Raw genomic sequence first — 20,854 nt, 5'->3', positions numbered from 1 at the left:
CCTTTTTTTTACGCGGTGTGGGAAGGCTTATTCTGCATCGGCGCGCATGGCATCGCGCAGCGCGCGGAATTCATTGCCCGCATACCAGTTTGGCCAATCTTGCGAATTCGCCATATCGGCCCCGACGGTGTAGAAGAGGCTGGCATCTTCGACAAAGCCGGAGACGTCCCAGTTCTCGTGATATTCATCGGCGGGCTTGTGATAGGCATCGGCCTGATAGGCACTGGCGATGGCTTCGCCATGCTCACGGCCCAGCTCGACATGGTCCAAGCCGCCATCGGCATAGAGCATGGGAACACCAATGCGCGCCAAGCTGGCATGGTCAGAGCGGTAGAACGATCCCGCCTGCGGGTTTGGATCTGGGGTCAGATAACGCCCGCGTGCTTCGGCTTCGGCGCGTAGAATGTCTTCCAGCTCGGAGGCACCATAGCCAATAACGATGACATCTTTTGTTGGCCCTACGGGCAGCATGGCATCAATATTGATGCCGCCCACGATCTGGGCAGGGGGCACCAAGGGGGTCTCAGCAAACCAGGCGGAGCCCAAAAGGCCTGATTCCTCAGCCGTGACTGCGACCAGAATGATAGAGCGCTCTGGGCGGGTTTCACCGCGGGCAAAGGCTTCACCAATTTCGAGGATGGCTGCGGTCCCGGTGGCATTATCCACGGCCCCATTATAGGTCTGATCTTCAGCGGCGAAGTTCAAACGCTGACCCAAATGATCCCAGTGCGCCATGTAGAGCACATATTCATCCGGGTAAGTGCTTCCAGGAATAATCCCGGCAACATTGTTAGAGTTCAAGCGGTTGAGATCAGTTTTTAGGGACGCGCTTAATTGTGCGCCGGTCATCTCAACAGGGCGAAAGCCGGGTTCTGAGGCCGCTGTCGTCAAAGCCTCGAAATCAAGACCTGTGGCTTCGAACAGGCGGCGGGCGGCATCGACATGGATCCAGGATTCTACGGGGGCTAGGGTCAGCTCGCCCTCACGCTGCAGGGTGAATTGCGCGCCAGACCAAGAGCCATGCACCACTTCCCAAGGATAGCTGGCCGGTTCGGTCTGGTGGATCACGATCACACCGGCTGCACCCTGACGCGCGGCCTCTTCGTATTTATAGGTCCAACGACCATAATAGGTCATGGCATTGCCGTTAAACAGATCGCGCTCTGGATGGGCGAAGCCTGGATCATTGACCAGCATGACCACCGTTTTACCGGTGACATCAAGGCCTGCATAATCATTCCAGTTATATTCTGGCGCGACGACGCCATAGCCGACGAAAACCAGATCGGTGTTTTCAATCGCGACTTCGTTTTCAGGAATTTTTGTCCAATAGACCACATCCTGGCCCTGGGCCAGACCCATGGGTGTGCCATTGACGCTGATGTCATAGCTGGAGGCACCAACATCCAGCGTGGCCTCGATCAAAGGCACCGGCTGGAAATAGCTGCCATCTACGCCCGCAGGCTCAGCGCCCATGCGGGCCATTTCATCGGCAATCCATTGCGCCGCAGCTTCCCCGCCTAGCGATGCCGGGGCACGGCCCTCAAAGCGGTCATCGGCCAAGGTTTTGATGCGATAGCGCAAATCAGCTTCGGTGATGTCGGCGCTGGTTTCCTCATGCGGGGGCCAATTGGAATTGGCCTCTTGATGACCGCCTTCGCGGACATCATCGGCATAGTCTTGTGGTACCGGGTCAGCGCAGGCTGACAAGGCCAGGGCGCACACGCCCAAGCCTAAAAATAGATGTTTCATGGCCGCTCTCCCAATTGCGATTAACCCTATGGTGCATCGCTGGACGAAATGCGCAAGGGGGCAGCGCCGAAGACGTTGCGCAGATTTAACGCGATTGCAGCCAGTTGAGCGCTTTGAACAGGCGGCCATAGGGCGGGCGGATCCATTTGAGCGGATGCCAGCTGGGCGCTTCGAAGACGCCGCGCTGATGGGTGAAGGTCAAAAAGCCATGCTCGCCATGATAGGCCCCATAGCCGGACGCTCCGACCCCGCCGAAGGGCAGATCCGCCACCGACATATGCAGGAAAGGCACATTGATGCTGGCCCCGCCTGATTGGGTGCGTCGGATGATTTGACGCGCGGTGTCGGTGTTTTTGGCATAGGCATACAGCGCCAGTGGGTGATCGCCTTGACGGATATACGCAATGGCGTCATCCAAACTGTCATAGGCGATGATGGGCCAGATCGGGCCAAAAATCTCCTCACGCATCACCGCGCTATCACGCGCGGGATTGAGGATCAGCGTTGGCGCAAAATGACGGGTATTGGTATTTTGCGCCAGTTCCTCGACCTGATGAACGCTGTCACCGGCTGATCTCGCGGCCTCAACCATAGCGTTTAGCCGGTCGAAATGACGCTCAGAAATGATCGCGGTGTAATCGGCGTGATTGGCAGAATTGACCCACATATCACGAATCTCTGCCAAGGCGGCTTCGGTGAAGACGTGCAGTTTCTCGCGCGGAACCAGCACATAATCGGGCGCGATACAGGTCTGTCCAGCGTTGAAGAATTTGCCCCAGCTTAGTGTCTTCGCGGCCTCGCGGACATCATAGTCAGGGGCGATGACGGCGGGTGATTTTCCGCCCAGCTCTAACGTCACAGGGGTCAGGTTTTTCGCAGCACTTTCAGCGACTTTGCGCCCGACGGCGGTGGAGCCGGTAAACAGGATATGGTCAAAGGGCAGGGCGCTGAACGCGCTGGCGATATCTGCCCCGCCTTCGATCACACTGACAAGATCCTCATCAAACAGCGCGCCTAAAAACTGCTTTAAAAAGGCGCTGGTTTTCGGGGTCAGTTCTGAAGGCTTGATCATCACCCGATTGCCGGCCGCGATGGCAGCAATCAAGGGGGCCAGGGCTAATTGGACAGGATAATTCCATGGACTGATAATGCCCACCACGCCCTTCGGCTCGCGCCGGATATAAGCCTTGCCGGGTTTGAGCGTCATTTCAACCGGGACCGGTCTGGTGTCGGCCCAGCGTGCCAGATGGCGGCGGGTATGGCGAAGATCGGCCAGCAGGAAGCTTACCTCCGCCAATTGGGTTTCGGCTGGGGCACGATGGCCAAAATCAGCGGAGATCACTTCAGCGATTGCGGTCTCATGCTTTTTCAGCGCGGTTTGCAGCGCGAAGAGATCTTTCAGCCTTTGAGACAGGGTGCGACGCGGTTCAGCCGCAAAGGCCGCACGTTGGCGGGCAAAGGCCGCGTGTAAAGCGCTGATAGCGGTCTCAGTCATGACAAATCCCTTGTTCGACAGTGCAATAGCGGTCTTGGGAATACCTTATAACGGGATTTCGGACTGAAGGATATCCGCCCCGCGTGTGGCAATCATCAGTGTGGGGGCATTGGTATTGCCCCCGATGAGGCGCGGCATGACCGAAGCGTCGATTACCCGAAGGTTTTCAATGCCATGGACTTTTAAATCGGGACCGACCACGCTCATTTCATCCTTGCCCATCGCACAGCTTGAGGTGGGATGATAGAGGGTTTCGGCACGCGCGCGAACATCGTCCATCAGATCGGACCGAGAGGAGAGCGTGCGGGCGGGCAATTCTTCACCGTTGAATTCCTTGGCGAAGGCGCGCGAATTTAACAGGGACCGCACAATTTCCAACCCATCGGTCAGGGCGTCGAGATCGTGGTCATGGCTGAGATAATTGGGATCAATTAAGGGCGCGTCTTTGGGATTGGCGCTCGCCAGACGGATGGTGCCGCGCGATTTGGGATAAAGATGGGTGGCGTGAAGGCTGGCCCCATGCCCCCACAGGAAATCGCGCCCATGGGGGGCCGCGCGTGCCGGGATGAAGACCAATTGCAGATCAGGCAAGGTTTTGGCGCGGCGCGAATGGATAAAGCCACAGCCCTGTACCGGATTAACCGTAAAGCGCCCATCGCCGGAGAAGAGCCATTGGAGAATGTCCAAGCTCATCCGCGGGGCAGAGCGCAGGGAATAACCGATGGAGCGCGCGCTTTTGGTGCGAATGCGTGCCAGAATATCGAGATGGTCTTGCAGGTTGGATCCCACACCGGGCAGATCCTTTTCAACGCTGATCCCATGGCTGCGCAGGTGATCACCAGGCCCCACGCCGGACAGCATCAAGAGCTGAGGTGAATTGATGGCCCCGCCGGATAACAGGACATCACGGGTGGAAAGAATATGTTGCGGTCCCGTCGGCGTTTCAATCTCAACCCCGTGCGCCTTGCCCTCGCTGATCAGAACTTTGCGCACCAGAGTGTGCGTCAGCAGGGTGAGGTTGGGGCGCTCCAAAATCGGATGCAGGAAAGCCGCAGCCGCAGAGCAGCGCCGGCCCCCGCATTGGGTCACTTGATAGACGCCATAGCCCGATTGGCTCTTGCCATTAAAGTCGGGATTGTGAGCATAGCCGAGATCTTTACAGGCTTGATAATAAAGCTCTGTCAAGGGATTAACCGGGTAAATGTCCTTGACGTTCAGGGGGCCATGATCGCCATGATAGGGTGCGCCATGGTTTTCATTGCTCTCAATGCGCTTGAAGGCTTCGAGCGCCGCCTTTGCCCCCCACCCGGTCGCGCCAAATTCACGCTCCCATTCGTCATAATTCTCATAGGCCCCGCGCATATAATGCATGGCATTGATGGAGGAGGACCCGCCCAGGGTTTTGCCGCGCGGCCAGACCAGGCGGCGATCTTTCAGATGGGCTTGGGGCGTGGTTTCATAGCCCCAATTGAGCCCCTTATGGGTCACGGCAAATTGCAACAGCATGGGGGTGCGGATCACCCAGCGTTGATCATGGCCACCGGCCTCGATCACACACACACTGACATCGCGGTCCTGGCTGAGCCGGTTGGCGAGCACACAGCCCGCCGAACCGGCCCCGACAATCACATAATCAAAGCGAAGCGGCGAAGACGTCATGGGGCCGGACTTTCGATATCCCCCTCATCCTCAACCTGTTCAGGGGCAACGGCGCTGACGATGGCGCGCATAACCGCGATGGTTTCATCCTTGCGGTTCCAATAATCCGGATCGCCAGCATTGATGGCAATGACAACGCCGCGGCGTTGATCCACCCAGATATATTGGCCGAAAACCCCCTCGGCGGAGAATTCCTGGTCAGCTTCAGGCGGGAACCAGAAGTGCAGGCCATAGCCACGCGGGGCATAGACGGCATCGGGGCCAGCGGCCTGGAAAGGGGCATTGGCGCGGGTGGCCTGATCGACCCAGCCTTCAGGCAGAAGGCGCTGGCCGTTCCATACCCCATCTTGCAAATAGAGCTGGCCAAAGCGGGCAAAGTCCGCGCTGGTCGCTTGAAGGCAGCAATAGCCGATGGCCAGGCCCTGATCATCATTGCGATTGGTCAGCCAGGTCGCATCGCTTTCCATGCCCAAGGGGGCCCAAAGCTTATCCTCGACAATGTCTGGCAGGCTTTTGCCATACACCCCGCGCACAACGGCGGCCAGGACATGGGAATTGGGCGAAGTATAATGCAGATCCTGGCCCGGCTCGCGGTTGCGCTTGATCGCGCCAATCATCTCATCAACATTTTTGCCCATGATAAAGGCGTTGAAGAAGAGCGGGCGAATATCACTGCGCGGCGCGTCATCGGTATAGTCTTCAATGAAGTCCATCCCCGCCGACATCATTAGTAGGTGACGCAGGCTGGTATTGCCATAATCCGTACCCTGATATTGCGGGGCATAGGTCTGCGCCAGATCGTCCAGCGAGCCGATCTTGCCTTCGGTCATAGCTTCGGCGATTAAAGTCGCAACAAAGCTTTTCGCCACCGACCAGGAGGTCATGCGCGTATTTTCATCCGCGCCCAGGCGGAAGGTCTGATGAATGACAACGCCGTCTTTCAAGACGCTCAGGCCCATGACATGGGCTTCATCGAGATAGGCTTCCAAAGGCTTTTGCCCGCCTTGCCAGTCATAATTAACAATGAGGGGGCGTAAATCGCGCGCAAAGGGCTCTGGGTTAGCGGCTGCGATCGGGCGCGAGGGCAGAACTTCATCCATTTCCTGGAAGAGCTCAAAATAACGATCTTCGTTATCCAGTTCGGCAATGCGCGCCGGTGAATAGGGTGACCAGGGTCGATAATACCATCCGGCCATAACGCCTGCGCCAATGGCAACCAGACCGATCCCGGCTAGAAGCAGTTTTTTCATGATGTTTTCCCCGATTTAAGCCTTGGCTTTTTTGTCTTTAGGGGGAGTGAACACTGTTATTGCGGCGCTGGCTAGGGCTTTCGTGACAGTCGCGTTACAAAAACAGGGCGTTTTACGCTCCTGACCGTGTGGTTAACGCCACAGGAGGAAATGTCCGGTATACGAAATGATATCTTTGTGACAGTCGTGCGATGACACGGATAAAAAATGAAGGTTATATGATGACCAGGACCCGTACAAAAGGCGGGGGGATAAATGGCGGATATAACAAAACAACCGCCAAAACCCATAAGGGGAGGAAAGTATGAAACGTTTTTCTAAAGCGATTGCGCTGGGCGTGACGGCGCTTGGCACCGGTTTGATTTCAACGGCGGCGATGGCCCAGGTTGAAGTGATTACCGTCACCGCGCAAAAGCGCGAACAGACCTTGCTGGAAACACCCGTTGCGGTGACAGCGGTGAGCGCCGATCAAATTGAAGAATCGGGCATTAAAGATGTGCGCGACCTGCAAACCCTCGTCCCGTCTTTAACCATCGCTCAGTTTTCGCGTCCGGGCGTGACCGAATTTGGTATTCGCGGCATTGCGACGTCGGGCGATAATATCGGTCTTGAGCCTTCCGTGGGCGTTTTCGTCGATGGCGTTTATCGCTCGCGTTCCGGTGCGGCGATCAATGACTTCTTATCGTTGGAGCGGGTTGAGGTTCTGCGCGGGCCGCAATCCACCCTTTTTGGTAAAAACACCCCTGCCGGTGTGATCGCTTTCCATACGGCCAAGCCTGAATATGAAGCGGGCGGGGCGGCAGAACTCACCGTCGGCAATAATGCGCTATTAGTCGCCAAAGGCACCATCACCGGGCCGATTGTTGAGGACACTTTGGCCTTCCGCTTGGATGCTGTGCGCCATTCGCGCGATGGCTTCTTGAAGAATGTTGCCACGGGCGATGATGTCAATAATCGTGATCGTTACGACGTGCGCGGACAATTGCTCTGGGACATTTCAGATAATACGTCTGTACGCTTCATTGGTGATTATGGCGTGATGGATGAAGATTGCTGTGCAGCACCCTTCTCATATCATCGCCCGCAAAACCTCGCCGCTTTGCAATTTCTCGGCGCGACCATTGTTCGCGCCGACCCCTTCCGGCGTGAAGTCGCCTTTGATGGCGCGGTCAATACCGAGATTAAGACCCGCGGCCTGTCCGCTGAGGTCAATCACGATTTTGGTGAGTTGGAGCTGACCTCGATCACCGCATGGCGCGGCTATGATGATACCTCGCGTATTGATGCCGACTTTACCGATCTGGCCCTAACCGGCAGCCGCTATATCGACACCGGATATAAAACCTTCACCCAGGAATTGCGCATTGCCGACAATAATGGCGGCAATTTTGATTGGCTGGCCGGGGTTTATTACTATTCCCAAGATTTGACCTATGATTCGCAGGTCCCTTATGGCGCGATGCTGCGTCCGTTTATGGACTTGGCCACGGGCGGTGCCATTGCACAGCTGGAAAGCGCGCTGAATGTGCCTACGGGGACTTTCCTCGCCGGTGAGCTAGGCGGTGTGAAGCAAGGCCTCACCAATGAGAATTATGCGGTGGATACCCGCTCTTGGTCGGTCTTTGGTCAAGGCGATTGGTATATCAATGATCGCCTGACCCTGACGGCGGGTCTTCGCTATTCGAAAGAAGAAAAAGATATCGACGCCAAGGTTGATATCAATGATCCTTTCTCGGCCTTGAACTTTGTTGCCATCGGTGAACAACAAATCGCGGCGGCGGCCTTCTTCCAGGCGACGGGTCTGCCTTTAACACCGGCCAATATTGCCTTGGCTCCTCAGGCTTATGCAGGTGCGACGGCTTATGCTGCTGCGAACAAAGAAAATCCGCAAGTGAATGCGCTGTTGGGTCTGCGTCCGTTGCAGTTTAACCCACCGGCGAGTGATTATGCGCGCAGCCGTAGCGAGGATAACGTCTCTGGCACCCTCAAGCTCAGCTATGATGTGAACCCTCTGACCAATGTCTATGCGTCTTACTCGCGCGGGTATAAAGCCGGTGGCTTTAACGTCTCGGCCTTTGCTGTCGTCAACGATGCGGTTGAGTTTGATCCAGAGGTTGCTGACACGATTGAGCTGGGCCTTAAGACCCGCCTCTTTAATGAGACTTTGCAGGTCAATACCGCGCTGTTTGATACCAAGCTGAAAGACTTCCAAGCCAATACCTTTACCGGGACGTCTTTCGTGCTCGATAACGCCGGTGAAGTGATGGTGCGGGGCCTGGAAGTGGAAAATGTCTGGGTGCCGAACGAAGATTGGACATTTACCGGCGGCTTTACCTATCTGCTCGATAATGAGTATTCAGAGTATAAAAATGCCCCGTGTGATGATCTAAATGTCAGTGCGGCGTGTTTATTGACCAATACCCAAGACCTTACGGGGCGCCGTTTGAGTGCGTCGTCTAAGTTGGTCGGGTCTGTAACCGGTATGCGTTTCTTCACCGTGATGGGGCTTGATGGCTACATTCGTGGTGAAGCCTATTATCGTTCTGCCTACAATATGGGCTCTGATCTGGATCCACGTAAAGTTCAAGACGAGTTCTGGCTGTTTAATGCGTCCGCGCAAATTGCCCATCCTGAGTCTAACTGGGCCTTGCAGGCCTGGGTGCGCAACCTGGCCAATAAAGACTACCTCCAAGGCACCTTCTCCTCTGTCGGTCAGCCCGGCAGCATGAATGCCTATGTGGGGGACCCCCGGACCTATGGTTTGACCTTGCGGTTGAACTTCTAGGTCTAAGGATATGCGATAAGGGGGTAGGGCCAGGCTCTACCCCTTTTGCGTTAAGACGACCATGGATGATCCTTTAATTTTGGCGGTTGTGTTGGGCGGCTCAACGCTCGCGATTTTCGCTGTTTATCTCCTTAATCGTTTGATCGGGGGCTGGGATGCGGCGCGTCTCAGCGACTGGTCCCATGCGGCCCGCCTGTTGGATGAAGATCTGATGGGCTTTCGCGCTGAGACGGGTTTTGTCACTCAGGATGGCCGTATCGCCCTGGTTTTTGAACGTGATGGCGCGCGTTTGGGCATCGTAGTGGCGCGCGGGGATGTGTTTGTTCTGCGCAGCTTTGGCCCTGGCGACTTAAAAGGCCTGAAGCAAACCTCGCGCGCGCTCATCATCTTGACCGGTGATTGGGCGTTGGCAAAAATCGTTCTGCCTTTGCACGATGATGGCGTTGCGTCCTTCGGGTTAGAGGCTCTAGAGAGGCGCTTACAGCCCTTTGTCGCATCTGCAGATCCAGGGGGGCAAAATGCCTGATATTCCTGATCCCATCCTGATCGCGATCCCGGTCTTTGTGGCGTTGATCGTGGCAGAAATGATCTATGCGCGGACAACGGGCCGCGCGCGCTATGAACCGGGCGATACGCTGGCAAGCCTCTTGATGGGGCTTGGCAATGTGGTCTCTAAAGTGGCGCTGGGCTTTATCGCGGTTGCGTGGTTCACCCTGATTGAACCTTATGCCCTATTCGATATCGGCTGGGGCTGGGGGGTGTTCGCCCTATGCTTTGTGCTGGATGATTTCGTCTATTATTTCGCCCATCGCTTTGCCCATACGGTGCGCTGGTGGTGGGCCGATCATGTCGTCCACCATTCCTCTCAGCATTACAATCTGACCACGGCGCTACGCCAGCCCTGGATCAGCCCGATGACGTTGAAATTCATCTTTTTTGGCTCATGGCTGGTGCTGATGGGTTTCCCCCCGGCCATGGTGGCTTTGGCGGGGGCGATCAATTTGATCTATCAATTCTGGATCCATACCGAAGTCATTCATAAAACCCCGGCCTGGTTTGAAGCGATCATGAATACGCCGTCGCATCACCGGGTTCATCACGCCACAAATCCGCAGTATCTCGATAAGAATTACGCCGGTGTTTTTATTATTTGGGACAAGATGTTCGGAACTTTCCAGCCTGAATTGGCGCAGGAGCCTTGCCGCTATGGCATCGTCAAAAATCTCGGCAGCGATAACCCCTTCCTGATCAGTTTTCATGAATGGTGGGGGATGATTAAAGATATGGCTGGGGCCAAGTCCTTGCGTGAGGCGTTGGGCTTTTGGCTGGGCCCACCGGGCTGGACGCCTGATGGCAGCCGGGAAACCTCGAAAATGATCAAGGCCCGCTGGGCTCAGCGCCAGGAAGCGGCAAAAAAGGTCTCAGAACCGGCTGAATAAGACCGACGACCCTTTAAGTGTGGCGCATCGGCTATAGGCGCGCTGGTCTAAGCCTGCTATCGAGGGGGAAGGTATAGGCCATGGGGGATGGGTGTGCGCGCTTGGGGGGTAAAGCTCACTGCGGTGATGATCAGTGTGTGGGCGCTGCTGGTGACGCCTGCGTTTGCGCAAGATGATGTGCGCTGGGATGATGGCGCAATTGCGGAGCTGAGCCTGGCGCTGCGCGAGGTTTGGACCCATGGTCTAAGCCCTGATGATTATGCCGATCCGGAGCGCCTAGATACGTTGAGCGCCGGGGCCGAGCGCGACCTTGACGCCGATGCGGCGTTTTTGGCGCTGGCCCATGATCTCGCTTTTGGTCGCATAGATCCACGCACGATTGAGCCAGATTGGACGATGTCAGTGCGCGATCAGGATTTGAACGCGGCGCTTCATACTGCCCTTGAAAGCGGTGAGATTTATGAGCGCTTACAGGCGCTCGCCCCGCAAAACCCTGATTATCAGGCTTTGCGCCAGGATTTGATCGTCAGAACCGCCTTTCGCGCCCAGCGTATTCGCGTGCCGGACGGGCGGATTTTAAAGCGCGGCGATCACGGCCATGATGTGGATCTGTTACGCGCGCGTTTGGTGCAAGAAGGGGTTCTTGACGAGACCGGGCCGGTGGGGCTCGCCTTTGATCGGCGTTTGGAAAGCGCCGTGATGCGCTTTCAGGCGCGCCATAACCTTGCCTCCGATGGCGAAGTGGGGGCCACGACCTTTACCGAGCTTAACGTTGATCCGCGCCACCGCATTGATCAATTGCGCGCGAATTTAGAGCGCTGGCGCTGGTTGCCTCAAGATCTGGGCCGGCGTCATATCCGGGTCAACATTGCTGATTACCGCCTGGAGGCGTGGCGCGAGGGCGAGCTTGAGCGCGTCCATGAAACGATGATTGGTAAGCTTTATAGCTCCACGCCGATCTTCTCGGAAAATATGCAGTATGTAGAGCTGAACCCCTATTGGCATACCCCGCCGGGATTGGGGGCCTATTGGTTGCGTGTGATGCGCCAAAACCCCGCCTATGCCCTGTCGCAGGGCTATCAGTTGGTGGATGTCAGCCGCGGCCGCGTGGTGTCGCCCTATGAGGCGGATTGGGTCAATGGGCGCTATCGTATTCAACAACGCCCCGGGCCGACCAATGCGATGGGTCAGGCCAAATTCATTTTCCCCAATCGGCACAATGTCTACATTCACGACACCCCGCATCGCGAATTGTTCGCCAATGTGCGCCGTGATGACAGTTCAGGCTGTGTGCGGGTGCAAAATCCCATTGATCTGGCCTGGTGGGTCTTGTCTGAAGAACCCGATTGGGACCGCCCGCGTATTGATCAGGTGATCGCATCAGGTGAGACGCGCCGGGTTTATCTGAGCGAGCGCCTGCCGGTCCATATCCTTTATTTTACCGCCGTACCCGATCGTTTTGGCGCGGTGCGCTTCATTCATGATGTCTATAGCCGTGATGCTTTGTTGATCGCCGCCTTGAAGGGTGAAGTGATCGCGTCAGACGAAGACGCGACCGACCTGGTTAGCCAGACGCAATTATTAGAGGCCGAAGGCCTTAACGCTGCGCCGGATGTCTTGCCGGATATGCCCCACGCGGATGCGCTTGACATGGGCTCTGAGGACTGACGCGTAGGGCCTTTGTAACGCGCTCACCAATTGCATTTGTCGCGCTGCAGCGCTAAATCCGATACTTTGATCATTTCGGGAGGCATAGATGCGCCATTTCCTCAGCACCCAATCCTGGTCTCGTGAAGAGTTGCAAGCCATGATCGAGCGTGCGCGCGCCTACCGATCAAGTCCCATGGGCGATGCGCTGCGCGGTAAATCCATTGCGCTGTTATTCTTCAATCCCTCTTTGCGCACGCGGACCTCATTTGATCTGGGCGCGTACCAATTGGGCGGGCATGCCATTGTCCTGGACGCGAAGGGCTCAACCTGGCCGGTGGAAATGACCGATGGCGTCGTGATGGATGGTGGACCGGAAGAACATGTCAAGGAAGCCGCCCGCGTCTTGTCGTCTTATGTGGATCTGATTGCGATCCGGTGTTTTCCCAAGTTTGAAAACTGGCAGAGCGAGCGTGAAGATCCGCTGATCGAGGCCTATGCCAAATACGCCACCGTTCCCGTCATCAATATGGAAACGATTGTTCACCCGTGTCAGGAACTGGCCATGATGATGGCAATGCAGGACAAGATGGGGGATGTTGCGGGTAAGAATTTCCTCCTGACCTGGGTGCCCCATCCTAAGCCGCTCAATACCGCCGTGGCCAATTCTGCAATTTTGATGGCGTCTAAAATGGGCATGAATGTCAAGGTTCTGATCCCGGACGAGGCTTATCAGCTTGATGCGCGCTACACAGAGGGTGCGCGCGGTTTCTGCGAAGCCGCTGGGGCCAGCTTTGGCTACACCACGGATGTGAAGGCCGCCTATGAAGGGGCCCAGATGGTCTATGCGAAAAGCTGGGGGGCGTTGCCCTTCTATGGTCAGTGGGAGAATGAAGGCGATGTGCGCGCCAAGGGCGCGGGCTTCATGATTGACGATGCGAAAATGGCGATGACCGATAATGCCTATGTCAGCCATTGCCTACCCATGCGCCGTAATGTGAAAATTGCTGACAGCGTTGTCGATTCCGATCGCTTTATTGGCTTGAACGAGGCGGAAAACCGTCTCCATGTCCAAAAAGCCATGATGGAAGCCCTGATCACTCACCCCGAGAACCAGAAGAGCGCATAATCGTCATGACAGAAGTGACCAAGGCGCACGCCGGTGTGCGCTCCACCATTGTGCAATTGCTGTCCCATATGCGCGATGGCAAGGAAATTCGTGAATATTTGACCCGTTTCAGCCGTCTGGATCAGGAGCGCTTCGCCGTGGTCAAAGTCGGCGGTGCGGTGATGCAAAACGACTTGGAAGGTCTGGCCGCTGCGCTGGCTTTCCTGCAATCGGTGGGCCTGGCCCCGGTCGTGGTCCATGGGGCGGGTCCGCAATTGGATAGCGCCTTGCAAGATGCCGGGATTGAAACCCCGCGCATCGACGGTTTGCGGGTAACCCCGCCTGAGGCGATTGCCGTCATTCGCGAGACCTTGACGCAAACCAATCTGGATCTGGTGCATGCGATCCGTGAATGCGGCGGGCGCGCGGCCTCGATCACCCAAGGCGTCTTTGAGGCCGAGCTGATTGATGAAGCCAAGTTTGGCCGGGTGGGCGAGCCGAGCCGGGTGCGTCTGGAGCAGGTGGCCGCCGCCGCACGCGCGGGGCAGGCCCCGATCCTCACCTGTCTGGGCGATACCCCCGATGGGCGTCTGGTCAATGTCAATGCCGATGCCGCCGTGCGCGCGCTGGTCCATGCGCTGCAACCCTTCAAGGTGATTTTCCTCACCGGAACGGGGGGGCTTTTGAACGCCCAGGGCGAAGTGATTTCCGCGATCAATCTGGCGACGGATTTTGATGATTTGATGCGCGCAGACTGGGTTCAAGGCGGGATGCGCCTGAAGATGGAAGAGATTTCACGTCTGTTGAATGATCTGCCGCTGTCGAGCTCGGCCTCGATCACCTCGCCGTCACAGCTGGCTAAAGAGTTGTTCACCCATGCCGGGTCTGGCACTTTGGTGCGCAAGGGCGAGCGGGTGATGGAGCTGGATGGCGGTGAGGGCCTGGATAAGGCGCGCGCCGGAGAGTTGATCGCAAAAGCCTTTGGCCGTCAGCCCGTTGCGACCTATTGGGATGATCTGGAGATGGACCGCGTTATTGTCTCGCAAAGTTATCGCGCGGCGGCGATCACCATGCGCCTGGAAGGGGCGGTCTATCTCGATAAGTTCGCCGTTCTGGAAGATGCGCGCGGTGAAGGCCTGGGCAAGGCCGTCTGGCGACGTTTGGTCGATTATGCCGATCGCCTCTATTGGCGCTCACGCCGGGATAATCCGGTCAATGATTTCTATTTTGCCGAATGTGATGGGGCCATCAAACAAGGCAAGTGGACGGTGTTTTGGCGCGGTGAAACCGATCTGACGCGGATCCCGGATATGGTGGCGAAGATTGCCGCTCTTCCCCCCACTTTGGAGGGTTAGTCATGAAAAAAATCGGTTTAATCGGCGCGCGCGGGCATACCGGGCGCGAATTGATCCGTTTATTAGCCGCGCGCGAAGACATGGCGTTGAGCTTTGCGGTCTCGCGCGCGCTCGCCGGGGAAGCGGTGCGCGACCTGGCCCCCGAAGCGCCTGAGGGCTTGATGTTTGAGGCGCTTAGCCCCAGCGAAGTGGCTGCGCGCGATGTCGATGCCATCATTCTGGCCATGCCCAATGGTGCGGCGCGCGATTATGTCAGCGCGATTGAGGCGCAGGCCCCCCATATCCATCTGGTGGATTTGTCCGCCGATTATCGCTTTGATGATCGCTGGGTTTATGGCCTGCCGGAGCTTTATGGACGTGAGGCGATTTTAGGAGCCCAGCGCATCTCCAATCCAGGCTGTTATGCCACGGCCGGTCAGGTTTGCGTCTATCCCGTGCGTGATCTGTTGAGCGGACCGGCGCATCTGTTTGGTGTGTCGGGCTATTCCGGGGCCGGAACCACGCCCTCGCGCAAGAACGATCCTGAGGCACTGGCCGATAATTTGATGCCCTATGCCTTGCTGGGCCATATTCATGAAGGCGAGATGAGCCGGCATCTGGGTGTGGATGTGCGTTTCAGCCCGCATGTGGCGGCCTTCTTTCGCGGGATCACCATGACCGCCCAGTTGGAGTTTAAGGCTGCGCTGACACAGGAAGATCTGTTGGCGCGCTATCAGGCGGCCTATGGCGAAGAGGCCTTGATCGAGATCCTGCCCGATCAAATTCCGGAAATTCGCGATGGGGCGTTTAGACCCGGCGTCGTTGTGGGTGGCTTCGCGTTGAGCAAAGATGGCCGCCGCGCGGTCGTGGTCAGTGCGCTGGATAATCTTTTAAAGGGCGCAGCCGTTCAGGCGGTGCAAAATCTCGCGCTCAGCCTTAACCTACCCGAGCAAACCGGCCTTTCCTAAGGCTGGTTTTGCGCCTTTAACGCCTCTAGCGCGTCGCGCTCAGCCTGGATCTCGGCTTCATACTCGCGCGTGCGCTCGATCCGGTGATAGCCCTCAGCCCGGAAGAGCTGATAATGGCGCTCTCGCCCTGCACCAATGGGCAAGCGGATCTCACCCACAGGTTCAAACTGGTCAAAGTCGCGTGCAATCACCGGCACTTCTTCTGGGCGCTCTGATACGATCAGAACTGGCCCGGTAATGTCCTCGCTTAGCGGCCATCCGGCCTCGGCATGGTTTTGGGCGTGGCTGTAGCGTAGCCACATCGTTAGTGGCGTGTCGATATCCGTCCCATAGCGCTGCATCTGGTGGAAATCATTGCGATTGTCAAAGGCTAGCGCGCTATACTGGCCTTGATTGATGTATTCGGTGAGCGCACTGGCGGTTTCGGGCCACATGCGCACGCGTTTGAAGGCATTACCCAGCCCCGCGCTTTCTGCCAAAGCCGGATTTAACGCCATGGCTATACCAAACAAGCCAATCAGGCTGTGAAGGGTGATGGACCCGATCAAAATCCAACGCCGCCAGGGCTGTCCGCGCAAGAGGAAGACAACCACGAAAATTGATCCTGCCGCATAGGCCGATGCCGCCCAATTGGCGTGGGCGCGGCTGATAAAGGCCTGGGTGGTCACCACCAAGAGAGCTGGTAAGAAAAAGCCAATCAGGAGGCGACGAGGATGGGCACCCGTGAAGGACAAGCCCTCTTTAAAGGTAAAGATGGTGCCTGCAATTAAAGTGATAAAGAGCGCGGGCCCAAAGACGCCTAATTGATCGGTGACAAATTGCGCCAGCTCATCAAAGTTATACTTATCTGAGCCCCAATTGGCATTGGCCGCCGTGTGCGACACGGTTGCGAACTCATGGGCGGCATTCCAAAGAATGTTGGGAAAAAGGACGAAGCCAAAAATGAGGGCCGCCACCGCCCCTTTTATAGAGATCAGGGCTTTGCGGCTGGGCGCATCTACAGCGATCGCGAGGGCCATACCGATCAAAAGATAGATTGCGGCGTATTTTGAAAGGAAGGCGCATCCCAGAGCCAGGCCCAGGCCAAAGGCGCTGACCCAACGGCCATTTTGGCGAAGGCGCGCAAGGGCATACAGCGCCCCACTCCAAAAGAAGAGCAAAACTGCATCGGTTGAAATAATGCTGGACGATAGCCAAACCGCAGGGATGGTGAAGTAGGTCAGCGCACTCCACGCCCCGACCCCCCGATTAAACAAGCGAGCCCCGGCGAGGCCTAACCAAATTGCCGTACCCGTATGAAGTAAGGGCGCGCTGATGCGTACCGCCCAGTCGGCATTGCCAAAGAGCGCTGTCGTGGTGGCAATGATCCAGGCGATCATTGGGGGCTTTGAGAAATAACCCCAATCCAGCGTGCGCGACCAAACCCAATATTGGGTCTCATCGGCATAGAGACTGTTGGGGTCCAGCAAGAGCGTGAACACCCTAAGAAAGAAAAGTGACCCCATAAGCACGCCTATCAGGAGAAGGGGCTTGGGAATCGGCAGGTTATAAGTGCGCACATGGGTCATACGCTCTTAGTCTCTTGCCTGAGCTGATTTGTCAAAACAGAAATTTACAGGGTCACAGTCTGTGTTTTTCAGGTCACATTCCCAAAGGTGTGAGCAGAGCATTAATCATGGTGCTGGATGAAGATTTTACGTGACGAATTTATAACGCTCGCTGGTTTTATAGATATAATTGGGGATGTGAGCGTGTGCAGCATAAAAAAATCATCCGTGTTCTGAATGCATCACTGTGATGCGTGTCACGAAAGGTTCACAATCATGTCACTCAAGCGTAGGAAATGGCTTCTATGGCCTCACGTCATGTGGGCAACTGCCCGCACATTAGGTCGATTAATCAGGGGGACCACCCAATGGCATTCTTTAAGAAGCTCGCTTATGGCGCTTCCGCAGCCGCTCTGGTTGCTGTTGCTGCTCCTGCAGCGCTTTACGCTCAAACTACCTCTGCTCAGCTGCGCGGCTCTGTCGTCGACGCTTCTGGTCAGCCGATCTCTAACGCGTCTGTCACCATCATTCACGTACCAACCGGTACGGCGTCTGTTACGGTTACAGGTACGTCTGGTCAGTTCTTCCAGTCTGGTCTGCGCGTTGGCGGCCCTTACACCGTAACAGTGGCTGCTGCTGGTTTCTCTGGCGACGCTCTGACCGATTTGAACCTGCGTCCAGGTGCACAATCTCCACTGCAATTCACGCTGAACACGGCTGACACTGAAGTCATCGTTGTTCGCGGCGAAGCGATCAACACCTTGGACCTGAACAACGGTGTTGGCTCTAACTTCTCTGCCAATGACATTGCAAACCAGCCTGCTGGTCGTCGTGATGTGATCGCGACTTTGGCGCGCGACCCGCTCGCAAGCTCTTTCGGCGAAGGTAACCTGTCTGTTGCGGGTGTTAACCCACGCTTCAACGGTCTGGCCATTGATGGTGCGCTGCAGCAGGACGATTTGGGTCTGTCTTCCGGTACTTACGCAACATCTCGCTCTCCAATCAACTTGGATGCTGTAGAGTCTGCGTCTTTGGTTGCGACCGATTATTCTGTGACCGCTTCTGGTTTCACCGGTGGTCTGGTAAACTTGGTCACCAAGTCTGGTACCAATGAATTCGATGGTAGCTTGTTCTACTATTACCAAGACGAAAACTATTTCGGTGAAAATGCTTTCGATAAAAACATCGATAAGCCTGCTTTTGATGAAAAAGAATACGGTATCACTTTAGGTGGTCCAATCATCAAAGACCGTCTATTCTTCTTCGGCTCTTACGATAAGTATGAGAACACTGGCGTTGGCAGCAATTTCTTGTCTAAGGATGAAGAAAATAAAGTTGACACTGCTTTGTTCGCGGCTCTGAATACTTTGGTTCGCGATTCTTTGAACTATGACATGGGTGGCCGTCCGAATACAGCAGCTAACCCTGAAACGTCTGAGCGTTGGTTGGGTAAACTCGATTGGAACATCAATGATGACCATCGTGCGTCTTTCACCTATCAGCGCGCTGAAGAAACGGGTTCTTCTGCCAGTGCAACAAGCTTCACTTCATCTTGGTATGACTTGCCAGTAAAGTTGGACGCTTACACTTTACAAGTGTTTTCTAACTGGACGCCGAACCTGTCGACCACTTTCCGCGCCAACTTGAAGAAGTTTGATCGTGGTCAAAACTGCCGTGCAGGTGATGTTGGGGCTTTGGAGTTCAAGCTAAAAGCAGCTGACGTTGCGGGAACTGTGCTTGATGGCCTGATCACTGCGGGTGACGATATTACGTTATATGGCGGTTGTGACCGTTACCGTCACGCCAACGATTACAATGATGAGCGTCTGCAAATTTTCGCATCTGCAGATTACACTTGGGGTGATCACGTTTTCACCGTTGGCGGTGAATATGAAAAGTTCGACCTTTATAACCTCTTCCTAGAGCGTTCAAAAGGCGTCTTTATCTTTGACACCGTTGCGCAAATTGAAAGCGGTACAGCAAACCAAGTTCTGTATCGTAACTCGACCACCAACGTTGCTAGTGATGCAGCGTCTGATTGGGGTTTCAAAAAGTTCACCTTGTTCGCTCAAGACACATGGCAAGTGCGTCATGACCTCGAGTTGAACTTGGGTCTGCGTTATGAGCGCTATGATCAAAGCGATGCTCCAGCGGGTAACGAAGCGATCGGGAACGTTTATGGTCTCGATACTCGGGCAAATCTTGATGGCATCGACCTGATCATGCCTCGCGCTTCTTTCCGTTATACACCTTTTGATCGCACCACGATCACAGGTGGTTTCGGTCTGTTCGCTGGCGGTGATCCAAAAGTTTGGACATCTAATGCGTTCGCAACACCTTATGTTGACGCAAGCCTAAAAAATGTTGCGAATGTTGATGTAAACGTCATTCCGCAAGCATTGATCGATAGTGTTTCTAATGGCACGCCGATCATCACGGATGTGATTGCTGAAGATTTCGAGATGCCTTCTGATTGGAAAGCGTCTATTCGCTTGGATCAGGAATTCGACATTAATTTCGGTGGTTTTGACCTGGGTGATGACTACCTCTTCACCGTTCAATACCTCTACACCAAAACTAAAAACGGCTTTACTTGGAACAACCTGGCTCAAACTGAGCTGGCCGCAACCAGCACTTTGGGTGTCGCACCAGATGGTCGCCCAATCTATGCTGACTTAGACGCACAACGCATTAACAACTTGACCGAGCTGAGCAATTACTCAGGTGGTGAAGGTCATGTTTACTCTGTGTCTTTGGCCAAAACCTACGATTACGGCTTTGGTTTCAACGTATCTTACGCTCACCAAGATGTTGAAAGCCGTACTCCAGGTTCATCCTCTCGCGGTATCTCTAACTGGCGTAGCTTGATCGGTGTTGACCGTAACAACCCACATCTGGGTCGTGCGCCGTACGAAGTTGAACATTCCTTCAAGATCGCTCTGTCTTATGAGCGCGAGTTCATCACCGATTTGACCTCTCGCTTTGACTTGTTTGGTGAAATCACATCAGGTGAGCCTTTCAGCTACACCTTTGGTGTTGATCGCTCTAGCCCAATGTTTGGTCGTGCGGGTAACGGTGAATCTCCTTATGCTAATGACCTGCTCTATGTGCCAACTGCCAACGACCCAAGTGTCGTCTTCGGTCAGGTTGTTGATAGACAGGGTGTTGTGACACCGTTCGATAAAGACGGCTTCTTTGACTACGTTGCTGAGCATGGCTTGAAGCAAGGTGGTATCTTTGAGCGCAATGGTGCAACTTCGGCTTGGAACCAGCGTTGGGATTTCCGCTTCCAACAAGAGCTCCCAGGCATCTGGGGTGCTGAGCGATTTGTTGGCGACAATCGTCTGAAATTTGTTCTCGACATCAAAAATGTTGCGAACTTGTTAAATGACGACTGGGGCACCATGTACAATGGTCAAGGTTATGACACTATTGCTCTTGTTTCTGCTGACCTAGTGTCCGCAGCTGACGTTGAAGCAAATGGTGCCATTAACGCAGCGGCCTTGGATGCGCGTCAAACCGTTCAGGTCAATGGCCGTGATACTGTTGTCTATGATGCAAGCCAAGATCCACGTTTGGTTTGTCAGGCCGCTGGCGATTGCTTGTACCGTTTCAATGGCTTCAATGGTGGTAAACCGAGCTCACAAGACGACGACAATTCTGTCTACTCTATCCGCGTAGGTCTGCGTTACGAATTCTAATTCGTAATCTGATCCATGTAGATTGACTTGGAAGGGGGTCGCGGTTCGCCGCGGCCCTTTTCTTTTGGCGGCTTGCCTTTAAGACCGATCGAACGGGAGGAGCGCGCGCTTCAGGCAAGGGCTCACCCCTTTTTATGTCTGGACGGGTGACGTGCCAGACTAGAGGGAT

The 20,854-nt window shown here is 55.4% G+C and carries 13 protein-coding genes; 8 read left to right on the top strand and 5 right to left on the bottom strand.

All coding sequences use genetic code 11. From position 1 onward, the window contains the following. Window positions 1-27: 27 nt before the first annotated feature. The 4 genes from H151_RS0102440 to H151_RS0102425 all read right to left on the bottom strand — a co-directional run bounded on the left by H151_RS0102440 (window position 28) and on the right by H151_RS0102425 (window position 6,156). A complete protein-coding gene (locus H151_RS0102440; protein WP_019960038.1) occupies window positions 28-1,752 on the bottom strand; it encodes a M28 family metallopeptidase in 1,725 nt (574 codons plus the stop codon). A gap of 85 nt (window positions 1,753-1,837) precedes the next feature. Next, window positions 1,838-3,247 carry an aldehyde dehydrogenase family protein gene (locus H151_RS0102435; RefSeq protein ID WP_019960037.1) on the bottom strand — a complete coding sequence of 470 codons (1,410 nt, stop codon included), beginning with the start codon at window positions 3,245-3,247 and terminating at the stop codon, window positions 1,838-1,840. 45 nt (window positions 3,248-3,292) lie between these two features. Further along, complete coding sequence (locus tag H151_RS0102430; protein WP_019960036.1) at window positions 3,293-4,906, bottom strand: GMC family oxidoreductase; 1,614 nt, start codon at window positions 4,904-4,906, stop codon at window positions 3,293-3,295. Then, window positions 4,903-6,156: a serine hydrolase domain-containing protein gene (locus H151_RS0102425; RefSeq protein ID WP_019960035.1), complete on the bottom strand. Its 1,254-nt coding sequence runs from the start codon at window positions 6,154-6,156 to the stop codon at window positions 4,903-4,905. Before H151_RS0102425 ends, H151_RS0102430 begins: the two co-directional genes overlap by 4 nt. Before the next feature lie 304 nt (window positions 6,157-6,460). Between H151_RS0102425 and H151_RS0102420 the strand changes: the two genes are divergently transcribed. The 7 genes from H151_RS0102420 (at window position 6,461) to argC (ending at window position 15,437) form a co-directional block, all read left to right on the top strand. Then, complete coding sequence (locus H151_RS0102420) at window positions 6,461-8,941, top strand: TonB-dependent receptor (RefSeq protein ID WP_019960034.1); 2,481 nt, start codon at window positions 6,461-6,463, stop codon at window positions 8,939-8,941. Window positions 8,942-9,002: 61 nt separating this feature from the next. Beyond that, entirely contained in the window at window positions 9,003-9,467 is a 465-nt protein-coding gene (locus H151_RS0102415) for a hypothetical protein (RefSeq protein WP_019960033.1), read from the top strand. After that, on the top strand, window positions 9,460-10,380 hold the full coding sequence (locus H151_RS0102410) for a sterol desaturase family protein (RefSeq protein ID WP_019960032.1): 921 nt from the start codon (window positions 9,460-9,462) through the stop codon (window positions 10,378-10,380). Before H151_RS0102415 ends, H151_RS0102410 begins: the two co-directional genes overlap by 8 nt. A gap of 87 nt (window positions 10,381-10,467) precedes the next feature. After that, the gene (locus H151_RS0102405) at window positions 10,468-12,048 is read left to right on the top strand and encodes a L,D-transpeptidase family protein (RefSeq protein WP_019960031.1); all 1,581 of its coding nucleotides are present in this window, start codon (window positions 10,468-10,470) and stop codon (window positions 12,046-12,048) included. A gap of 88 nt (window positions 12,049-12,136) precedes the next feature. After that, the gene (locus tag H151_RS0102400) at window positions 12,137-13,156 is read left to right on the top strand and encodes an N-acetylornithine carbamoyltransferase (RefSeq protein WP_019960030.1); all 1,020 of its coding nucleotides are present in this window, start codon (window positions 12,137-12,139) and stop codon (window positions 13,154-13,156) included. Window positions 13,157-13,161: 5 nt separating this feature from the next. After that, window positions 13,162-14,490 carry an acetylglutamate kinase gene (locus tag H151_RS0102395; protein ID WP_019960029.1) on the top strand — a complete coding sequence of 443 codons (1,329 nt, stop codon included), beginning with the start codon at window positions 13,162-13,164 and terminating at the stop codon, window positions 14,488-14,490. A 2-nt stretch (window positions 14,491-14,492) separates the two neighbouring features. After that, window positions 14,493-15,437, top strand: coding sequence for an N-acetyl-gamma-glutamyl-phosphate reductase (gene argC, locus H151_RS0102390; protein ID WP_019960028.1), 945 nt, complete (start codon window positions 14,493-14,495; stop codon window positions 15,435-15,437). On the opposite strand, the gene H151_RS0102385 is transcribed toward argC, so the two are convergent. Then, window positions 15,434-16,942, bottom strand: coding sequence for an ArnT family glycosyltransferase (locus tag H151_RS0102385; protein WP_169336695.1), 1,509 nt, complete (start codon window positions 16,940-16,942; stop codon window positions 15,434-15,436). The two genes, argC and H151_RS0102385, sit on opposite strands and share 4 nt — an antisense overlap. 410 nt (window positions 16,943-17,352) lie before the next feature. Here H151_RS0102385 and H151_RS0102380 point away from each other — a divergent pair, with 410 nt between their 5' ends. After that, window positions 17,353-20,685, top strand: coding sequence for a TonB-dependent receptor (locus tag H151_RS0102380; protein WP_019960026.1), 3,333 nt, complete (start codon window positions 17,353-17,355; stop codon window positions 20,683-20,685). Window positions 20,686-20,854: the final 169 nt, after the last annotated feature.

This window comes from Woodsholea maritima DSM 17123, from assembly GCF_000382325.1.
GTDB lineage: Bacteria > Pseudomonadota > Alphaproteobacteria > Caulobacterales > Maricaulaceae > Woodsholea > Woodsholea maritima.
This window is presented reverse-complemented; position numbering and strand designations above follow the sequence as displayed.

What these genes read in the sequence shown, in the direction of transcription:
- H151_RS0102440 (WP_019960038.1), bottom strand. Translation starts at nt 1,752, where the DNA reads ATGAAACATCTATTTTTAGGCTTGGGCGTGTGCGCCCTGGCCTTGTCA.
- H151_RS0102415 (WP_019960033.1), top strand. Translation starts at nt 9,003, where the DNA reads ATGGATGATCCTTTAATTTTGGCGGTTGTGTTGGGCGGCTCAACGCTC.
- H151_RS0102430 (WP_019960036.1), bottom strand. Translation starts at nt 4,906, where the DNA reads ATGACGTCTTCGCCGCTTCGCTTTGATTATGTGATTGTCGGGGCCGGT.
- H151_RS0102435 (WP_019960037.1), bottom strand. Translation starts at nt 3,247, where the DNA reads ATGACTGAGACCGCTATCAGCGCTTTACACGCGGCCTTTGCCCGCCAA.
- H151_RS0102410 (WP_019960032.1), top strand. Translation starts at nt 9,460, where the DNA reads ATGCCTGATATTCCTGATCCCATCCTGATCGCGATCCCGGTCTTTGTG.
- H151_RS0102425 (WP_019960035.1), bottom strand. Translation starts at nt 6,156, where the DNA reads ATGAAAAAACTGCTTCTAGCCGGGATCGGTCTGGTTGCCATTGGCGCA.
- H151_RS0102385 (WP_169336695.1), bottom strand. Translation starts at nt 16,942, where the DNA reads ATGGGGTCACTTTTCTTTCTTAGGGTGTTCACGCTCTTGCTGGACCCC.
- H151_RS0102420 (WP_019960034.1), top strand. Translation starts at nt 6,461, where the DNA reads ATGAAACGTTTTTCTAAAGCGATTGCGCTGGGCGTGACGGCGCTTGGC.
- H151_RS0102400 (WP_019960030.1), top strand. Translation starts at nt 12,137, where the DNA reads ATGCGCCATTTCCTCAGCACCCAATCCTGGTCTCGTGAAGAGTTGCAA.
- H151_RS0102395 (WP_019960029.1), top strand. Translation starts at nt 13,162, where the DNA reads ATGACAGAAGTGACCAAGGCGCACGCCGGTGTGCGCTCCACCATTGTG.
- H151_RS0102405 (WP_019960031.1), top strand. Translation starts at nt 10,468, where the DNA reads ATGGGTGTGCGCGCTTGGGGGGTAAAGCTCACTGCGGTGATGATCAGT.
- argC (WP_019960028.1), top strand. Translation starts at nt 14,493, where the DNA reads ATGAAAAAAATCGGTTTAATCGGCGCGCGCGGGCATACCGGGCGCGAA.
- H151_RS0102380 (WP_019960026.1), top strand. Translation starts at nt 17,353, where the DNA reads ATGGCATTCTTTAAGAAGCTCGCTTATGGCGCTTCCGCAGCCGCTCTG.